The 18,128-nt window shown below is 71.4% G+C and carries 15 protein-coding genes; 10 read left to right on the forward strand and 5 right to left on the reverse strand.

Features of this window, described 5'->3' with window-relative positions:
* Positions 1-34 precede the first annotated feature (34 nt).
* From C1C97_RS09010 to xdhC, 3 genes are read left to right on the forward strand one after another with little or no spacing between them, the layout of a single operon-like run.
* On the forward strand, positions 35-1,546 hold the full coding sequence (locus C1C97_RS09010) for a xanthine dehydrogenase small subunit (protein ID WP_121031346.1): 1,512 nt from the start codon (positions 35-37) through the stop codon (positions 1,544-1,546).
* Positions 1,543-3,918 carry a xanthine dehydrogenase molybdopterin binding subunit gene (xdhB, locus tag C1C97_RS09015; RefSeq protein ID WP_121031348.1) on the forward strand — a complete coding sequence of 792 codons (2,376 nt, stop codon included), beginning with the start codon at positions 1,543-1,545 and terminating at the stop codon, positions 3,916-3,918. Before C1C97_RS09010 ends, xdhB begins: the two co-directional genes overlap by 4 nt.
* 1 nt (position 3,919) lies before the next feature.
* Positions 3,920-4,750 carry a xanthine dehydrogenase accessory protein XdhC gene (xdhC, locus tag C1C97_RS09020; RefSeq protein ID WP_121031350.1) on the forward strand — a complete coding sequence of 277 codons (831 nt, stop codon included), beginning with the start codon at positions 3,920-3,922 and terminating at the stop codon, positions 4,748-4,750.
* On the opposite strand, the gene C1C97_RS09025 is transcribed toward xdhC, so the two are convergent.
* Entirely contained in the window at positions 4,744-5,238 is a 495-nt protein-coding gene (locus tag C1C97_RS09025; protein ID WP_110920248.1) for a nucleoside deaminase, read from the reverse strand. The two genes, xdhC and C1C97_RS09025, sit on opposite strands and share 7 nt — an antisense overlap.
* A gap of 48 nt (positions 5,239-5,286) precedes the next feature.
* The gene (locus C1C97_RS09030; protein WP_407657268.1) at positions 5,287-6,873 is read right to left on the reverse strand and encodes a nucleobase:cation symporter-2 family protein; all 1,587 of its coding nucleotides are present in this window, start codon (positions 6,871-6,873) and stop codon (positions 5,287-5,289) included.
* Positions 6,874-7,244: 371 nt separating this feature from the next.
* Here C1C97_RS09030 and C1C97_RS09035 point away from each other — a divergent pair, with 371 nt between their 5' ends.
* From C1C97_RS09035 to C1C97_RS09045, 3 genes are read left to right on the forward strand one after another with little or no spacing between them, the layout of a single operon-like run.
* Positions 7,245-8,561, forward strand: coding sequence for an ABC transporter substrate-binding protein (locus C1C97_RS09035; RefSeq protein ID WP_158591146.1), 1,317 nt, complete (start codon positions 7,245-7,247; stop codon positions 8,559-8,561).
* Positions 8,562-8,589: 28 nt separating this feature from the next.
* Positions 8,590-9,462, forward strand: coding sequence for a carbohydrate ABC transporter permease (locus C1C97_RS09040; protein WP_110920251.1), 873 nt, complete (start codon positions 8,590-8,592; stop codon positions 9,460-9,462).
* A complete protein-coding gene (locus tag C1C97_RS09045; protein WP_121031354.1) occupies positions 9,459-10,382 on the forward strand; it encodes a carbohydrate ABC transporter permease in 924 nt (307 codons plus the stop codon). Before C1C97_RS09040 ends, C1C97_RS09045 begins: the two co-directional genes overlap by 4 nt.
* A gap of 39 nt (positions 10,383-10,421) precedes the next feature.
* On the opposite strand, the gene C1C97_RS09050 is transcribed toward C1C97_RS09045, so the two are convergent.
* Positions 10,422-10,754, reverse strand: a complete 333-nt coding sequence (locus C1C97_RS09050; protein ID WP_110920253.1) for a hypothetical protein — start codon at positions 10,752-10,754, stop codon at positions 10,422-10,424.
* 366 nt (positions 10,755-11,120) lie between these two features.
* On the opposite strand from C1C97_RS09050, the gene C1C97_RS09055 reads away from it, so the two are divergent.
* Entirely contained in the window at positions 11,121-11,714 is a 594-nt protein-coding gene (locus C1C97_RS09055) for a P-loop NTPase family protein (RefSeq protein WP_121031356.1), read from the forward strand.
* Between the two features lie 188 nt (positions 11,715-11,902).
* On the opposite strand, the gene C1C97_RS09060 is transcribed toward C1C97_RS09055, so the two are convergent.
* Both C1C97_RS09060 and C1C97_RS09065 read right to left on the reverse strand, forming a co-directional pair.
* The gene (locus C1C97_RS09060) at positions 11,903-13,552 is read right to left on the reverse strand and encodes a thiamine pyrophosphate-binding protein (RefSeq protein ID WP_121031358.1); all 1,650 of its coding nucleotides are present in this window, start codon (positions 13,550-13,552) and stop codon (positions 11,903-11,905) included.
* Entirely contained in the window at positions 13,549-14,994 is a 1,446-nt protein-coding gene (locus tag C1C97_RS09065; RefSeq protein WP_121031360.1) for a sodium:solute symporter, read from the reverse strand. The genes C1C97_RS09060 and C1C97_RS09065 overlap by 4 nt, the downstream gene beginning before the upstream one ends.
* Before the next feature lie 195 nt (positions 14,995-15,189).
* On the opposite strand from C1C97_RS09065, the gene speB reads away from it, so the two are divergent.
* From speB to C1C97_RS09080, 3 genes are all read left to right on the forward strand, one after another.
* Complete coding sequence (gene speB / locus C1C97_RS09070) at positions 15,190-16,227, forward strand: agmatinase (protein ID WP_121031362.1); 1,038 nt, start codon at positions 15,190-15,192, stop codon at positions 16,225-16,227.
* Entirely contained in the window at positions 16,224-17,408 is a 1,185-nt protein-coding gene (locus tag C1C97_RS09075; RefSeq protein ID WP_110920791.1) for an aminotransferase-like domain-containing protein, read from the forward strand. Before speB ends, C1C97_RS09075 begins: the two co-directional genes overlap by 4 nt.
* A gap of 190 nt (positions 17,409-17,598) precedes the next feature.
* Entirely contained in the window at positions 17,599-18,099 is a 501-nt protein-coding gene (locus C1C97_RS09080) for a MarR family winged helix-turn-helix transcriptional regulator (RefSeq protein ID WP_121031364.1), read from the forward strand.
* The last annotated feature ends 29 nt before the right edge of the window (positions 18,100-18,128 follow it).

Raw genomic sequence — 18,128 nt, forward strand, 5'->3', positions numbered from 1 at the left:
GCGGCCGGTGGCTTGTCACGAGGAGTCCAGCGCCATGAACCAGATCCGGATGACCATCAACGGCCAGGACAGGGAGTTCGCCGCGGTCGGTCCCCACGCCCGCCTGCTCGACTTCCTGCGGGACCAGGGGCTCACCGGCGCCAAGGAGGGCTGCGCCGAGGGCGAGTGCGGCGCGTGCGCGGTGCTCGTGGCCCGCCCGGACGGCGTGCAGGGCACCCGGTGGACCTCCGTCAACGCGTGCCTTCCCGCCGCCGCGGCGTTCGACGGCCAGGAGGTCGTCACGTCCGAGGGTCTCGGCACGGCTCCCGGCCCGCGCGGACCCGGCAGGCTGCACCCCGTCCAGCGGGAGATGGCCGAGCGCGGCGGTTCGCAGTGCGGCTACTGCACCCCCGGTTTCGTGTGCGCCATGGCCGCGGAGTACTACCGCCCCGAGCGTGGAGCCACGGCCGCCGCGGACGAGGAGCAGACCGGTACGGGCGTGGCCGGTGCCGAGCACGCCGCCGACCACGAGTGCGGTCCCAACGGCTTCGACCTCCACGCCCTGAGCGGCAACCTGTGCCGCTGCACCGGCTACCGTCCCATCCGCGACGCCGCCTACGCCCTGGGCGCCCCGGAGGAGACGGACCTGCTGCGGCGTCGGCTGCGGGAACCGGCCCCGGAGCCGAGTCCCACGCGCATCGAGGCCGACGGCTCGCGCTTCGTGCGCCCCGCGAGCACGGCCGAGCTGTTCGCGTGCCTGGACGAGGACCCGGACGCCCGGCTCGTGGCGGGTTCCACGGACGTGGGCGTGGAGGTCAACATCCGCCACGTCCGTCCCCGCACCGTGCTCGCGGTGGACCGGCTGACGGAGCTGCGCGGCCTGGAGGTCACGGCGGAGCACGTGCAGATCGGTGCCGGGCTGAGCCTGTCCGAGGTGGCGCAGGCCCTGGAGCACCGCGTGCCGCTGCTCGACCAGCTCTTCCCGCAGTTCGCGTCCCGGCTGATCCGCAACGCCGCCACGTTCGGCGGGAACCTGGGCACGGGCTCGCCCATCGGGGACTCGGCGCCGGTGCTGCTCGCGCTGGGGGCGTCCCTGCTGCTGGCCTCCCGGGACGCGGAGCGCGAGGTCCCCCTGGACGAGTACTACACGGGCTACCGCGAGAGCGTCCGCCGCCCGGACGAGATCATCCGGGCCGTGCGCATCCCGCTGCCGGTCGCGAACACGGCCGCGTTCCACAAGGTCGCCAAGCGCCGCTTCGACGACATCTCGAGCGTCTCGGTGGCCCTCGCGCTGCAGGTCGACGACGGCACGGTGACCGCCGCGCGGATCGGCCTGGGCGGCGTCGCCGCCACACCGTTGCGGGCCCGTGAGGTGGAGGACGCGCTGATCGGCAGACCGTGGACCCGCGAGACCGCCGAGGCGGCCGCGGCGGTGCTGGGACGGCAGGGGACGCCGATCGACGACATGCGCGCGAGTGCACGCTACCGCCGCGCCGTGCTCGAACAGTCGCTGCTCAAGTTCTGGGCGCAGTCGCAGCCCGGCCAGGCCCAGGAGGTGCGCTCATGACATCCCTCGCGGATCGCCCCGAGAACCCGGTGGTGGGTCGTGCGGTGGCGCACGACCACGGTGCGGACCACGCCACGGGTGCGGCGCTCTACACCGACGACCTCGTCCACCGCAGCCGGAACGTGCTGCACGCGTGGCCGGTGCAGGCCCCGCACGCCCACGCCCGGATCACGTCCCTGGACACCGCCCCCGCGCTGCTGGTCCCGGGGGTCGCCCGCGTGCTGACCGCCGAGGACGTGCCCGGCGTCAACGACGCCGGCATCAAGGAGGACGAGCCGCTGTTCCCGAGCGAGGTCATGTTCCACGGGCACGCGGTGTGCTGGGTCCTGGGGGAGAGCCTCGAGGCCGCCCGCCTCGGCGCGGCCGCCGTGCAGGTGGAGTACGAACCGCTGGCCGCGATCATCACGCTCCGGGAGGCCATCGCGGCCGAGAGCTTCCAGGGCGGTCAGCCCACCGTGAGCCGCGGGGACGCGGCGGCCGGCCTGGCCGACGCCCCGCACCGCTTCAGCGGGGAGTTCGAGTTCGGGGGGCAGGAGCACTTCTACCTGGAGACCCACGCGTCCTTCGCCCACGTGGACGAGGGCGGTCAGGTGTTCCTGCAGTGCAGCACCCAGCACCCCACGGAGACCCAGGAGATCGTGGCCCAGGTGCTCGGTCTGGACGACCACGACGTCACCGTCCAGTGCCTGCGCATGGGCGGCGGCTTCGGCGGCAAGGAGATGCAGCCCCACGGGTTCGCGGCCGTGGCCGCCCTGGGGGCCACGCTCACGGGCCGCCCCGTGCGGCTGCGGCTCACCCGCAACCAGGACATCACCATGACCGGCAAGCGCCACCCCTACCACGCGCAGTGGGACGTGGCCTTCGACGACGACGGCCGCCTCCGTGCGCTGCGGGCCACCGTCACGAGCGACGGCGGCTGGAGCCTGGACCTCTCGGAGCCGGTCATGCAGCGGACGCTGTGCCACATCGAGAACGCGTACTTTGTGCCCGACATCGAGGTGCACGGGCGGATCGCCCGGACCCACAAGACGTCCCAGACGGCGTTCCGGGGCTTCGGGGGACCACAGGGGATGCTGGTCGTCGAGGACATCATGGGCCGGTGCGCTCCGCTGCTCGGGATCGACCCCACGGAGCTGCGCGCCCGCAACCTGTACACCCCGGGACAGAGCACCCCCTACGGTCAACCCGTGCGCCACGCCGAGCGGCTCAGCGCCATCTGGAACGAGCTGCACCAGCGCGCGGACGTGATCCGGCGCAAGCAGGAGATCGAGCGGTTCAACGCCGGCCACCCGGACACCCACCGGGCGCTCGCGGTGACCCCGGTGAAGTTCGGCATCTCCTTCAACCTCACCGCGTTCAACCAGGCCGGTGCACTGGTGCACGTGTACCGGGACGGCTCCGTGCTCATCAACCACGGTGGCACCGAGATGGGCCAGGGCCTGCACACCAAGATGCGCCAGGTGGCCGCCACCGCACTGGGTGTCCCACTGGAGGCGGTGCGGTTGGCGCCCACCCGCACCGACAAGGTGCCCAACACCTCCGCCACCGCCGCGAGCTCCGGGGCGGACCTCAACGGCGGTGCCGTCAAGAACGCGTGCGAGCAGATCCGGCAGCGCCTGGCCGAGGTCGCGGCGCGGGAGTTCGACATCCACCCCGACGACGTCCGCTTCGTGGCGGGCAGGGTCACCGGGATCGGGTTCCACGACCGCGAGCTGAGCTTCGGCGAGCTGGCCCACAAGGCGTACTTCCAGCGCATCTCCCTGTGGGCGGCCGGCTACTACCGCACCGAGGGACTGCACTGGGACGCCCAGCGGATGCAGGGCGAGCCGTTCAAGTACTTCTCCTACGGGGCCTCGGTCTCCGAGGTGGAGGTGGACGCCTTCACAGGTTCCCACCGTCTGCTGCGCACGGACATCGTCCACGACGTGGGCGACAGCCTGTCGCCGCTGCTGGACGTGGGGCAGATCGAGGGCGGATTCGTGCAGGGCGCCGGGTGGCTCACCCTGGAGGAGCTGCGCTGGGACACCTCGGACGGGCCCTCCCGTGGGCGGCTCAGCACCCAGGCGGCCAGCACTTACAAGCTGCCGAGCTTCTCCGAGATGCCCGAGGAGTTCAACGTGCACCTGTTCGAGCGGGCCACCGAGAGCGGAGTGGTCTACGGCTCCAAGGCCGTGGGGGAACCCCCGCTCATGCTCGCGTTCAGCGTGCGCGAGGCGCTGCGCGAAGCGGCGGCGTCGTTCGGGCCGGAAGGCCACAGCACGCAGCTCGCAAGCCCCGCCACCCCGGAGGCCGTCTTCTGGGCCGTGCAGGACGCGCGGAAGGCGCTCGCGGCCGCGCGGTCCGCGGGAGCGGTCGCCCCGGCGGCCGTCTGACGTGGACTGGCTGGACGCCCTGCAGCTGCTGCGCGGGGAGGGGCGCGCGTGCGTGCTCGCCACCGTGACGGACGTGCGCGGGCACGCCCCGCGCGAGGCCGGCACCAAGATGGTGGTGGACGAAGCCCGCACCTGGGACACCGTGGGCGGCGGGAACCTCGAGGCCACGGTGGTCGAGCGGGCCCGTGCCATGATCGCCGCGGGGGAACGGGATCCGCGGAGCGTGGAGTTCGCCCTCACGGAGCACGCCACGGTGGAGCACGGCCGGCAGTGCTGCGGGGGCGTGGTGCGGGTGCTGCTGGAACCGCAGCCGGCGCTTCCCACCGTGGCGGTATTCGGCGTGGGGCACGTGGGTCACGAGCTGGCACGCGTGCTCAGCCGGTTCCCCGTGCGGCTGCACCTGGTGGACAGCCGCGCGGAACAGGTCCGCCGCGACCGGTTCGCGGACCTGGTGGACGGCCCCGCCCAGCTGCAGCTGCACTACACCCCGGCGCCCGAGAGCGTCCTGGCGGGGCTGCCCGCCGGGGCCCACGTGCTGATCATGAGTCACGACCACGCCGAGGACTTCCTCCTGTGCGATGCCGCTCTGCGCCGGGGGGATCTGGGCTCCGTGGGCCTCATCGGCTCGTCCGCCAAGTGGGCGCGGTTCCGCAAGCGGCTGCGGGAGGAAGGCCACACGGAGGCGGCGGTCCGCAGGATCAGGTGCCCCATCGGTCTGCCGGACGTCCCGGGCAAGTCCCCGGCGGCCATCGCCGTGAGCGTGACGGGGCAGCTGCTGGGGGAGTTCGAACGGCAGCGGCCCGGCCACCCCCGGGACGGCGCGGCTCAGTAGTCCGTGCGTGCGCTGTTCTCCGCCCAGGCCTGGAACGGCGCGTTGCGGTTCTCCACGGCCACGTGGGAGACGGGGAGCATCCGGTCGCGCTCCTCGGGCGCGGCGGTGAAGAAGTCGTGGAACGCGGCGTCGTCGAACCCGCCGCGTGCGGCGTCGTGGCGGTCCGCCGCGAAGTGGACCGCGTCCAGCCGGGCCCACAGTGAGGTCGCCAGACACATGGGGCAGGGCTCGCAGCTGGAGTACAGGACGGCCCCGCTGAGGTCGTGGGTGCCCAGCGCACGGCACGCGGCACGGATGGCGGAGACCTCGGCGTGGGCCGTGGGGTCGTTGTCAGCGGTGACGCGGTTGACGGCGGTGAACTCCCGCCCGTCCGCCGTGACGAGCACGGCACCGAACGGCCCGCCGTCCTCGGAGGCGTTGCGCGCGGCGGCCGCGATGGCCGTGCCCAGGTGTCGGCGGACGGTGTGCGGATCAGGGGAGTGCGTCATGGGGCTGTGCCTTCCGGGAGGGGATGTGGATGTGGCTGCATGCTCGTGTCACCGCTCGTCCTGCGGGTAGACCCGGTGGATCTGTCCGGTCTCCGTGAGCTCGCCGCTCTGCACGCGTCGGCGGGCGTCCGCCACGAGGTGGTCGTCCACCACGGCCACCTCCTGACCGTCCTCGCCCAGCAGGCGGCCGTCCACCACGGTGTCCCCCTCCTGCAGGCCCTGGACGACGGAGCGCGGGAGCACGCGCGGCGGGGCCGCGGCGAACACGGACGAGTCGGGGCGTGAGCCCCACGTGATCTCGTTGAAGAGGATGTTGAGCAGCACGGCGGTCACGGCCGACGCGCTGATGCCGGAGCCCAGCACCACCTGCACCCAGGACGGGAACTGCTCGTAGAAGGCGGGGGAGACCACCGGGATGAGGCCCATGGCCACGGCGACCGCCACCACCACCAGGTTCAGCCCGGAGCGGTAGTCCACGCCGCCCAGGGTGCGGATGCCGGAGGCGGCCACGGTGCCGAACAGCACGATGCCCGCCCCTCCGAGCACGGGTGAGGGCACGGCGGCGACCACCCGGCCCAGGACGGGCAGCAGGCCCAGGGCCACCATGATCACGCCAGCCCCGGCCACCGCGAAGCGGCTGCGGATCCCGGTGATCGCCACGAGGCCCACGTTCTGCGCGAAGGCCGTCTGGGTGAACGAGTTGAAGATCGGGGAGACCGTGGAGGAGAGCATGTCCGCCCGCAGGCCGCTGGCGATGCGCCGGGAGTCCACGCGGGTCCCCACCACCTCACCCACGGCCACGATGTCCGCGGTGGTCTCGGTCATGGTCACGATGACCACCACGATCATGCCCAGCACGGCGGAACCCACGATCACCGGGAAACCGAACGCGAACGGGGTGGGAAATCCCACCGCGGGGCCCTGGCCCACCCCCGAGAAGTCGGCCTGTCCCGTCAGGACCGCCACGAGGGTGCCGATCACGATGGCCAGCAGGATCGACAGGCGCGAGATCGCCGCGGAGCCCACCTTGGACAGCAGCAGGACCACCAGGAGGGTGAACGCGGCCAGCCCGATGTTCGCCGCCGAACCGTGACCCGGACTGCCCTGCGGGCCGAGGGCCCACCCGGCCGCCACGGGCATGAGGGTCACCCCGATGGTCGTGATGACCACACCCGTGACCACGGGCGGGAAGAACCGGATGATCTTCGCGAAGAACGGGGCCAGCACGAATCCCACAGCCGCGGCCACCACGATGGCGCCGAACACCACCCGCAGGCCGTCCTTGCCCGGGGTGCCCTGCAGGATGGCCAGCATGGTGGCCACTCCCGAGAACGAGACGCCCTGCACCAGAGGAAGCTGTGCCCCCAGGAACGGGACCCCCACGCTCTGCAGGATGGTGGCCAGCCCGCCCGTGAAGAGGGCCGCGGCCACCAGGACCCCGGTGGCCCCGGCATCCAGGCCCGCGGCGTTGCCGATCACGAGCGGCACCGCGATCACACCGCCGTACATGGTCAGCACGTGCTGCAGACCGTAGCCCAGGGACCTGCCGACGCCCAGGCGGACGTCCTCGGGCCGCCGCGGTGTTCCCGTGGTGGCTGAGGTTCCTAGTGCTCTCCCGACACGTGCCACGGCGATCGCCCCCCTCGTTCTCGGACCGTCGCGCGGGAGGCGCGGGACCGGCACGGCCACCGGCCCACGCCGTCACCGGCGCGGGCCGGTGTGCAGTGGATTCCTGTCCGGTCCCGCTCCCACGGGGAGGCACCGCGGCCAGGGTGGGGTCGAGCGTAACCGGCGGAAAGTGTGAGGTGCAACACTCCCGCATTCGGGCCCGGACTCGGCCCCCGCCCATCCGCGGGCAGCCCGCCTCCCGGCGCGGACGTGGAGCACTCGGCATGGTAGTAATGTGGATCACATCCTGCGGGGAACGCGCCGGTGCCCGGGGCCCGCCCGCACGAGCAGGCCTGCAGCGCGTCGTTCACGCACCCCTCGTCGATTGGACCCGCGACATGCGTTCCCGTCAGAAGCAGCTGCTCCCGGCCATGGTCTCCATCCTGGCGCTGGTGGCGCTCAGCGGCTGCGGTGCGGGATCCCGCGTGGCCGAGAACGGCGGCGGCACCGAGGTCCCCTGCGACGTCGGCGTTCCGCAGGGCGGCGCCACGGTGGAGGTGCTCGCGTACAACTCCTCGGCCATCGACCCGTTCACCAACACGATGGTCCGCAGCTGCAAGCAGGACAACCTGGTGGTGCGCCACGAACCCATCGACTTCGCGGGGCAGCTCCAGCGCACCCAGGCCACGCTGTCCGGTGACAAGGGCACGTTCGACCTGGTGGAGACCTACAACTTCATCGTCCCCACGTACGGGGCGGAGGGCAAGCTCAGGCCGCTCGACGACCTCTTCGCCAAGTACAAGGAGAAGTACGGCCTGGACGGGCTGAACCAGCAGATGCTGGACGCGATGTCCTACGACGGCCACCTCTACGCCCTGCCCATGCAAGCGCAGGTGTTCACCATGGCCTACCGCAAGGACGTCTTCGACGAGCTCGGGCTGAAACCGCCCACCACCTTCGCCGAGCTGCGGGACGTGGCGCGCAAGATCCAGGACTCCGGGAAGATGGAGCACCCGGTGGCGATGCCCTGGCTCGCGAGCGCGGACATCGTCACCGCCTACGACGCCGCCATGGGGTCGTTGGGCACGGACCTCATCGACAGTGCCCGCAACCGCCCCAACTTCGACACCCCGGCCGCCGGCAGGGCGTTCGAGGAGCTCACGTCCCTGATGCCCTACATGGATCCGCAGGTCACCACGTTCGACCAGCCGGCCGTCCAGCAGCAGATGTACAACGGGGACGCCGCGGTGTCCATCATGTTCTCCGGCCGCATGAACGACCTCGCGGACCCGGACAACTCCCAGTACGCGGACCGCATCGCCTTCGCCCCGCCGCCCAGCGTGGAGAAGGGCGGCAAGCAGTACAGCTCCCTGTCCGTGGACGGCTGGTCGATCCCGGCCAACACGGAGGTGGATCCTGATCTGCTCTTCCAGCTCATGGCAGTCTCGGTGGGGCAGGAGGCCTCGGAGTCCGCGGTGCCCGCGGCGTATCCCGCCCGCAAGGGCGTGGTGACCCCGCAGAACTCCCCGTACGCGGACGCGGCCAACAACGCGATCAAGCACGCGCCGCCCCCGGAGCCGTACGCGGCGACGTCGTTGATCAGCAACGCGATCACCCCCACGGTGGCCGAGGTGGTGACGGGCAGGACCGAGCCCGAGGAGGGGACCCGGCGCATGCAGGAGACGGCCGCGAAGATCCTGAAGGAGAACCAGTGACACGTGATCCGAGCGCAAGGCGGCCCCGATGATGCGCAAACGGGAGTTCTACTCCCTGGTGGGCCCCAGCATGCTGGTGATGGTGGGGCTGCTGCTGGTGCCCCTGTACCTCACGGTCAAGTGGAGCTTCCAGGACGTGGACTACGGCTCGCCGGGGCAGTTCGTGGGCCTGGACAACTACGCCCGGGCGTTCACGGACCCGCGGTTCGGGCACGCGCTGCTGTTCACCGCCGGACTCACCCTGGTGGTGACCGCGGTGCTGCTGGTGGGCGGGTACGTCCTGGCGGCCATGATCAACAGGCTGGGCCGGATGCGCCCGGTGGTGCTGGGGATCCTGCTGATCTCCTACGTGATCCCGCAGGTGGTGGGCGCCACCATGTTCTCGTGGCTGTTCGACCAGAACTTCGGCGGCGTGGTCAACCTCGCCGTCAGCTGGGTCACGGGGGAGGATGTCCTGTGGTTCGTGGAGGCGTGGCCCAACCGCATCATGGTGGCACTAAATGTGATCTGGTCCATGCTGCCCTTTGCCACGCTCATCATGCTGGCCGGTCTGCAGGGGGTTTCCCAGGATGTGCTGGAAGCGGCGCAGCTGGACGGCGCGGGGCCGGTGCGCACCCACTGGAGCATCATCATCCCGTCCATCCGCGGGGTCATCGGATTCGTGGGGCTCATCTCGATCATGGACATCCTGCGGGTCTTCGACAACCTCGTGCCCCTGTCCCCGCAGGCCGTGCAGCTCGGCAACGAGTCGCTGATGCTCTACATCTTCAACATTGCGTTCCAGGACGGCGGTCAGGACCTGGGGCTGGGAAGCGCGCTGTCCGTGCTGACCATCGTGGTGATCGTGATCATGCTCTACCCGTTCCTGCGTGATGTGGTCAAGGAGGCCCGGCAGCAATGACGACATCCCCTTCTCCCTCGTCGGGGGCCCGGGCCGGATCCTCGAGCTCCACGACCTCTCGCCCGCGGAGGCCACGCCGCGGTGCCGCGCCCCGCTCCGTCGCCCGCCGCGGTCTCGGGCCACTCGGCGGCATCGTCCTGGCGCTCGTGTGCGTGCTGATGCTGCTGCCGGTGATCTGGACGGTCCTGTCCGTCATCAAGCCCGCGAACGTGGCATTCGCGAACCCTCCCGTGCTCTCGTTCCGACCCACCCTGGACGCGTTCGTGGACCTGTGGCAGGCCACGTACTTCTACCGCTACCTCATCAACACGTTCGTGGTGGCGCTCATCAGCACCCTGGGCGCCCTGATCCTGGGCATCCCCGCGGCGTACGCGCTGTCCCGGTTCCCCGGGTGGGTTTCGGTGGCGCTGCTGCTGCTCGCCCTGGTGTTCCGGTCTCTGCCGCGGTTCGCGATCGTGCTGCCCATGTACGACATCGCCCGCAACCTGGGCATCTACGACACCCGCTGGGTCCTGGCGGTGGCCCTGATGGCCATCAACCAGCCGTTCACCATCTGGCTGCTGCGCAACTTCTTCGCGGCCATCCCCCGGGAGCTGGACGAGGCCGCGATGCTCGACGGCTGCCGCCGTGACCAGGTCCTCACCCGGATCATGGTCCCGCTGCTGGGTCCCGGCATCCTGACCTCCGGGATCTTCGTGTTCTTCTTCGCGTTCCAGGAGTACCTGACCGCCGTGGTGCTCACCAATACGGAGGCCGGCACCGTCCCGGTGTTCATCGCCACCCAGCTGGGCCAGACCCTCCCCATGCTGCAGCAGGCGGGCGCGGCGGCCGTCCTGCTCACCGTTCCCGTGATGATCTTCGCGTTCGTCGCGCAGCGCTACCTGGTGGCCGGACTCAGCGCGGGCTCGGTCCGCGGCTGAGGGTGCGTCCGCCCCACGACGCCCCCCGGCCGGCTCCCGCTACCGGCTCTCCTCGTCCTTCGCGATGGTCTGCGACTCCGCCCAGCGTCGGCCCGGGTCCCCGCCCCACGCGTCCCAGGCCACGCGACCGGGGGAGGGAAAACCCTCCTCGCCGGAGGAGAAGCCCGTGGCCTCCGAGTCCTTGTGGTGGCGGGCGAAGTAGGCGCGCATCCGCTCGATGACCTCGTCGTCCACCGCCCGGCCCTCGGCCAGCTGGTGGGCGCGGTGCTCACCGGTGTCGGTGAAACCCTTGCCCGCCCTGCCCTCCTCGATCCAGCGCACGGCGCGCGCGGCGGCTTCCTGGACGCCCTTGGGCGGCTGATGCGTGCTCATGACTGCTCCTCCGGTGTTCGACGTGGGGCCTCCGGTACGGTCCCACCCGGCCGACTCGACCTCTTCATGCAGGAATACCAGGTTTTCCGGCCGCGCACGCGGTGGAGGTGCACTGAGTCGTCACGGCCTGGCGACGACGCCGTGGCCGCGCCCACCGCGCGGAGGATCGCCCGGGGCGTCGTCCTCCGCGGGTTGATAGCTTGGGGCGATGAGCGGCGCGCCCGTCACGGAGTGTTCCTGCGGGCGGAGACCATGCACGGCACGTTCGCGTATCTCTCGGAGGACAACTCCGGGCGGGGAGACGGCAAGTACAACTTCCAGGGCCACGACGGCCCGTCCCCGGCGCACGCCGAATAGGCTCGCCCCATGGTCACTGCGCCGCCCGCTCCCCGCCGGATCCTCGTGGCCGGTGTCAGCGGCGTCGGCAAGACCACGCTCTGCCGGAAGATCGCGCGGCGCTCCGGGATCTCGCACACGGAGATCGACGCCCTGTTCCACGGCCCGGACTGGACCCCGCGCCCCGAGTTCGTGGCGGAGGTGCAAGACCTGACCGCGCAGGACGCGTGGGTCAAGGAGTGGCAGTACGACGCCGCCAGGCCGCTTCTCGCCGCCCGCGCCGACACTCTGCTCTGGCTGGATTTCCCCTTCTGGACCGTGACGTTCCCGCGCGTGCTGCGCCGGACCGTGCGGCGCAGTTGGAAGCAGGAGGAGCTGTGGAACGGCAACCGTGAGGCACCGCTGCGCAGCATCGTCACGGATCCGGAGCACATCATCCGCTGGGCGGTGGCCACGCGGAACAGCTACCGCGAGCGCATCCCCACGCTCGCGCGGACGGCCCCACAGCTGCGGGTGGTGCGGTTGCGCCGTCCCCGGGAGGCAGAAGCGTGGGTGGCAACCACCTGGCCACACCCGCTCGGATCGACCGGCTGGGTCAAGACTTCGGGACCTGGCCCGGGGTGACGAACATCCTGGGCGGGAAATGCCCACCGATGGACCCGCGGGGCAGTCATTTCGTGCCTCAGATGTCGGGCGGGGCCCACGCACGGGACGTGGTGGCGCTGAGTGCTCCACGGGAACGGGCGGGTGAGCGGGTTCTGGACCCGCTCACCCGCCCGTTCCACAGCAGGGGGTGTGCCTCTCCGGGATCCTCAGATCTTCAGGTGCACCAGGCTCGGGCCCTTCGTGGCGAGCGCCTTCTGCACGGTCTCCGCAAGGGTGTCCATGGTCGCGGGGAACCCGGTGGCGCCGAAGCCCTCCGCGAGCTTGACCCAGTCCGGCTGCACGAGGTCCACGGCCAGGGGGTCGATGTCCCGGTCCACCATGTTCTGGCGGATCTCCCCGTAGCCGCCGTTGTCCACGCAGATGATCGGCAGGTCCAGTTCCAGCTCCACGGCGGTCATGAGCTCCTGGATGGAGAACATCAGCGCGCCGTCACCCACCAGGCACACCACCGGGCGCTCCGGCGCGGCCAGCTTGGCGCCCACCGCGGCGGGAAGCCCGTAGCCCAGGGTCGCGTACGTGCCCATGTACAGCAGCGAGTGCGGCTGGGGTGCACGGAAGAACGTGGTGGAGCCCATGTAGGTCACCTGGGAGGAGTCCCCGGCCAGGATGGTGTCGTCCGGGACCACGTCCATGATCGTCTCGTTGAGCGCGGCGAGGTCCGATGCCCACTGGCGGCCCTCCTCGTCCATTGCGTCGAACACCTCGCGCAGGTCCCGTTCGGGCCGCGGCTGCGCGCCGGAGGCCTCGAACGCGGAGCGCAGCCCGGCGATCAGCTGCGGCATCACGGCGGCGGCGTTGCCGGGGACCTCCACGTCCGGAGCCAGGTTGCACAGCATCTGGTCGCGCATGATGTCCACGCGAACGATCGGGCCCTGCGGGGTGATGTCACCGCCCCACAGCTCCGCCTCGCCCACCTTGGAGCCGATCACGAGCAGCGCGTCCGCCGAGCGCATGAACTCGTGCGCGGTGCTCAGCCGCAGGTCCGCGCCCAGGGACAGCCGGTGCTTCTCCGGGATCGCGCCCTTGCCGTTGGTCGTGGTGATCACGGGGGCCTCGAGCAGCTCGGCCAGCTCCAGCAGCCGGGACCCGGCCGCGAGCGAGCCACCGCCGGCGAGGATGACCGGGCGCTCGCTGGCCGCGAGGGCGGAGACGGCCGCGGCGACGTCGTGCTCCGGGGCGGGTGTGGGCTCACCGAGGGGACGCGGCGCCGTGGCCGACTCGGGGACGTCCGCCGGGGTCTCGAGGATGTCCAGGGGGATCTCGATGTGAATGGGCCGGGGCCGCGAGTGCGCGAAGTCCCGCATGGCGTCGTGGATCATGGTCACGGCCTCCGCGCCGGAGGTCACGCGGCGGGAGAGGCCCACGATCGCGTTGACGGCGGCGGAGGGGTTCTTGGTCTCGTGCAGCGAGCCGATGTCCCGGAAGTCGTGGCCCACGGGGCGGCCCGGGGACAGCAGGATCATGGGTCGGGACTCCGCGTACGCGGTGGCCGCACCGGACAGCGAGTTGAGCAGACCGGGGCCGGAGGTGGTGATGACCACGCCGGGCAGCCCGCGCACCTGGGACCAGCCGTCCGCGCCGTAGGACGCGCCCTGCTCGTGGCGCGTGGTGACCGCGCGGATGCCGAGCTCGCGCAGCGGCCGGTAGAACTCGAGCGAGTGGGTGCCCGGGATGCCGAACACGGTGTCGATCCCGTAGCCACGCAGGGTCTCCAGCACGGCCTTGGCCACGGTGCGTTCGGGGTACGACGCCGCCTGGGTCCCCCCGGTCTCGGACGTGCTGTTCTCGGTGCTCATGCCTTGGACTCCTGGATGCGTCGGTTCCACTCTTGACTGATTCGGGGCGCCGTGGGCGTGCTCACCAGGGACACCACCACGAATACTACGGCGGAGGCGGTCAGACCCAGGTAGATGGGGGCGTTGGCCAGCACCCCGAACGCGACCATGCCCGCCACGGTGGCCACCACTCCTGCCGCCATGGACCACATGGCCCCGGCTGCGGTGCCGCGGCGCCACACGAGCCCGCCGAGCACGGCCACCAGAAGCCCGCCCACCAGCAGGTCGTAGGCGATGGTCAGGGCCACCACGGTGGAGCTGACCAGCATGGACAGCACGGTGATCACGAGGCCCACGACGACCACGTAGATCCGGTCCTTCGTCACGGAGGCATCCTCGGAGCGGGCGCGGGCGACGTCGTCGGGGGACGCCCCGGACAGCCCGCGCAGGGTGGGGACCACGTCCACGCGGGCCACGGTGGCCGCGGCGATCGTGGCACCGGAGGCCGTGGACATCATGGCGGCCACGCCCGCGGCGAGCACCACACCGCCCAGACCCACGGGCACGTGGTGCTGGGCCATGGCGGCGAACGCCTCCTCGGGCACCTCCAGGGTGGGGAGCACGGCGGCCGCGGCGGTGCCGATCAGGGCGCCGGCCACGCCGTAGACGGCCACGTACGCGGCGGCGGCCAGGCCACCCCAGCGGGCGACCTTCGGGGAGCGCGCCGTGAACACGCGCTGCCAGATGTCCTGGCCGATCAGCATGCCGAAGCCGTAGACCACGAACTGGGTGACGATGGCCTGGAACCCCATGGAGCCCACGGAGAAGAAGGATGCATCCAGGCGCTCGGTGATCCCGGACCAGCCACCGCCGGCGGCCAGGGAGAAGGGCAGCAGGATCGCGAAGATCCCGATGGTCATGAACACGAACTGCATGAGGTCCGTGAGCGTGATGGACCACATGCCGCCCAGCACGGAGTAGGCGATCACCACCGCGCCGCCCAGCAGGATGGCCCAGGGCCGGGAGATGGGGAACAGCACGGAGAAGATCGCGGCGTAGGCCGCCGTGGAGGTCACCGCGATCATCAGGGTGTACGCGAGCATCACGAAGGACGACGCCGTGGCCCCACCGCGCGCGCCGTAGCGCAGCTGCAGCATCTGGGAGACCGTGAACACCTTCAGGGACTGGATGCGCGCGGCGAAGAACAGGCTCAGCACCGCGAGTCCGGTGGCGATGGCCACCACGAGCCACATCCCGGAGATGCCGTACTGGTAGCCCAGGCCCACCCCGCCCACGGTGGAGGCGCCCCCGAGCACCACGGCGGCCATGGTGGAGGTGTAGAGCCCCGCGCCCAGGCGACGGCCGGCCACGCGGTAGTCGGTGGCGGTGCGCGCACGGCGTGCGGCCCACAGTCCGATCACCACCATTGCGGCCAGGTACAGCACGATCACGATCACGTTCACGGGGGTCTCTCCTCGGACGGGGGCCACGGCGCCGGGCGTCCGGGCACGGCTGTGCTCTCGGGTGTGAGCGTGGCGTTAGGGTTTATGCACCAGGTCACAGAAAGTACCACCGACACGGTGGATCGCAGCATCACGGGGCCCCAGCGACGTGGCCCCGGACGTCTCCCGGATGATCCCGGGACGAGAGGAGTACGGGTGGAACCGGAACGCATCGTCGAGACCAACAGCGCTGGTGAGCAGCGGGTGGGGCCCGTGAACGCGGCCCTCACTCCGCGCTGGGCCGGGCCCGCCACGTTCGCGCGGCTGCCCCGCACGGACCAGGTGGAGCACACGGACGTGGCCGTGGTGGGCGTGCCCTTCGACTCCGGGGTGTCCTACCGCTCCGGGGCGCGCTTCGGGCCGAACCACGTCCGCGAGTCCTCCCGCCTGCTGCGCCCCTACAACCCGGCGCAGAACCACTCGCCGTTCGCCAACCTGCAGGTCGCGGACGCCGGGGACATCGTGGGCAACCCGTTCGACATCCCCGAGGCCATCGACTCCATCGAGACCGCGGCCAAGGAGCTCATGGGGGAGTCCACCAAGGTGGTGGCGATCGGCGGTGACCACACCATCGCCCTGCCCCTGCTGCGCGCGGCGCACTCGCGCCACGGCAAGGTGGCGCTGCTGCACTTCGACGCCCACCTGGACACATGGGACACCTACTTCGGCGCCGAGTACACCCACGGCACCCCGTTCCGCCGGGCGTTCGAGGAGGGGATCATCGACACCGACGCCGTGATGCACGTGGGCACCCGCGGTCCGCTCTACGGCACGCAGGACCTCGAGGACGACTCCCGCTTCGGCTTCGAGATCGTCTCCTCCGCGGACGTCATGCGCTCCGGTGTGGACGCCGTGGTGGCCGCCCTGCGCGAGCGCGTGGGGGACCGCCCCCTCTATATCTCCCTGGACATCGACGTCCTGGACCCCGCCCACGCCCCGGGCACGGGCACCCCCGAGGCCGGCGGCATCACGAGCCGCGAGGTCCTGGAGATCCTGCGCGGGCTGCGCGGCCTGGACGTGGTGGCGTGCGACGTCGTGGAGGTCTCCCCGGCCTACGACCACGCCGAGCTCACGGGCATCGCCGCCGCGCACGTGGTCTACGAGCTCATCTCCCTGATCAGCCTGGGGGCCGACGCCGCCGCGGACGGCCCCGCGTACGGCATCTCGGGCACGCGCTACGGAGCCGCGCAGTGAGCGGCTTCGCGTCCCGCGCGGACGAGTTCCGTCCCTCCCCGGTCCGCGCTGTCTTCGAGGTGGCCCGGGACCCCTCGGTGGTGTCCCTGGCGGGTGGCAACCCGGACCTCTCGGTGCTGCCTGCGGACGCGGTGGGGGACGTCGCCTCCCTGCTGCTGCGCGGCCGCGCCGGGGAGATCCTGCAGTACGGCTCCGGCGCGGGCATGGACGGGCTGCGCGAGCTGGTCGTGAAGCTCATGGCGCGCGGTGGCTCCACCGTGACGGGTGCGGACATCCTGCCCACCACGGGCTCCCAGGCCGGGCTGGACCTCGTGACCAAGCTGTTCTGCAACCCCGGTGACGTGATCCTCGCGGAAGGACCCACCTATGTGGGCGCGCTCGGCGTGTTCGGCGCGTACGAGGTGGAGGTCCAGCACGTGGCCATGGACCACGACGGGATGCAGCCCGAGGCCGTGGCCCGGGCGCTCGACGATCTCGCCGCCCAGGGCAGGCGCGTCCCGTTCGTGTACGCGATCCCCAGCTTCCAGAACCCCACCGGCGTGACCATGCCGGAGGAGCGGCGTCGTGAGCTCGTGGCCGTGTGCGCGCAGCGGGACGTGATGATCGTGGAGGACGATCCGTACGCGCTGCTCGCCTTCGACCGCAGCGAGCCCGTGGCCTCCATGCACGGCATGGACCCGGAGCACGTGATCCACCTGGGCAGCTTCTCCAAGATCTTCGCTCCCGGACTGCGGGTGGGCTGGATGGCGGCACCCCCCGAGGTGCGCGGCCGGCTGCAGATCGCCGCGGAGTCCGTGGTCATCCACCCGTCCAACCTGGCGCAGTCGCTCGTGACCTCCTGGGTGGGCTCCGAGCACTGGGAACCGGCGCTGGACCAGGCGGTGGAGCTGTACAAGGAGCGCTGGGAGGCCATGAACGAAGCACTCACCGAGTTCATGCCCGAGACGGCATCATGGACCACCCCCACCGGCGGCTTCTTCACGTGGGTCACCGCGGAGGAGATCCGCGGGAAGGACATCCTGGCCGAGGCCATTGCCCACGGCGTGGTGCTCGTGCCGGGATCGGCGTCCTACATGGACGGCCGGGATTCCAACGCGGTGCGCCTGGCGTTCTCGGGTGTGGCCCCGGCGCGCATCCGTGAGGGCGTCCGACGCCTCGGTGAGGCCCTGCGCAACCTCTGACGCGGCACCGCCGAACGGTGCTCCCCGGGCGGGGCGGGTCACGGACCTGCCCCGCCCGAGGTGTTTCCCGCGGTGGCCCTGGATGCGCTGATCGCCCGGACGGTGAGAATCCGGGCGGATCGCCGCCGAGAGATCCATCTCGCTGGGCGTTGCTGAGCGGTCTCCGCGTGCACGGATAAAATGGGGCGCCATGGAGACCTCCCGCACCTCGGCACCGGATGACGACCGCGCCCGCATGCTCGCGAGCGCCGCGCGGTTGCGGGAGGTGCTGCGGCACGGGGTGTATTTCCTGCGCAGCATGGAGGGCGCGCGGGAGATCACCAGTCAGCAGGTCAGTCTGCTGACCATGTTGCGCCCGGGCGGTGTCCGGATGACGAGCATCGCAGCACAGCTGGGCGTGCGCACCCCCACCGCCACCCAGAGCGTGGACCGGCTGAGCAGAGCGGGTCTCGTGCAGCGGGATCCGGACCCCACGGACGCGCGCGCGGTGCTCGTGTCCCTCACGCCCCTCGGGCACGAGGTGCTGGAACGCGAGGACCAGCACCGCAACGAGTGCGTTGCGGACGTGCTGCGCGAGCTGAGCGAGCAGGAGGTCGCCACCCTGGACGCCGCCCTCCCCGTGCTCGCGAAACTTGCCGGGGCGGAGCACGAGACGGGCGACGACGCCGCCCCGGGAACCGCGCGCTCGTAGCGGCACGGCCCACGGGGCGGCGCGGGCGG

This window comes from Kocuria tytonis, assembly GCF_003226895.2.
GTDB lineage: Bacteria > Actinomycetota > Actinomycetes > Actinomycetales > Micrococcaceae > Kocuria > Kocuria tytonis.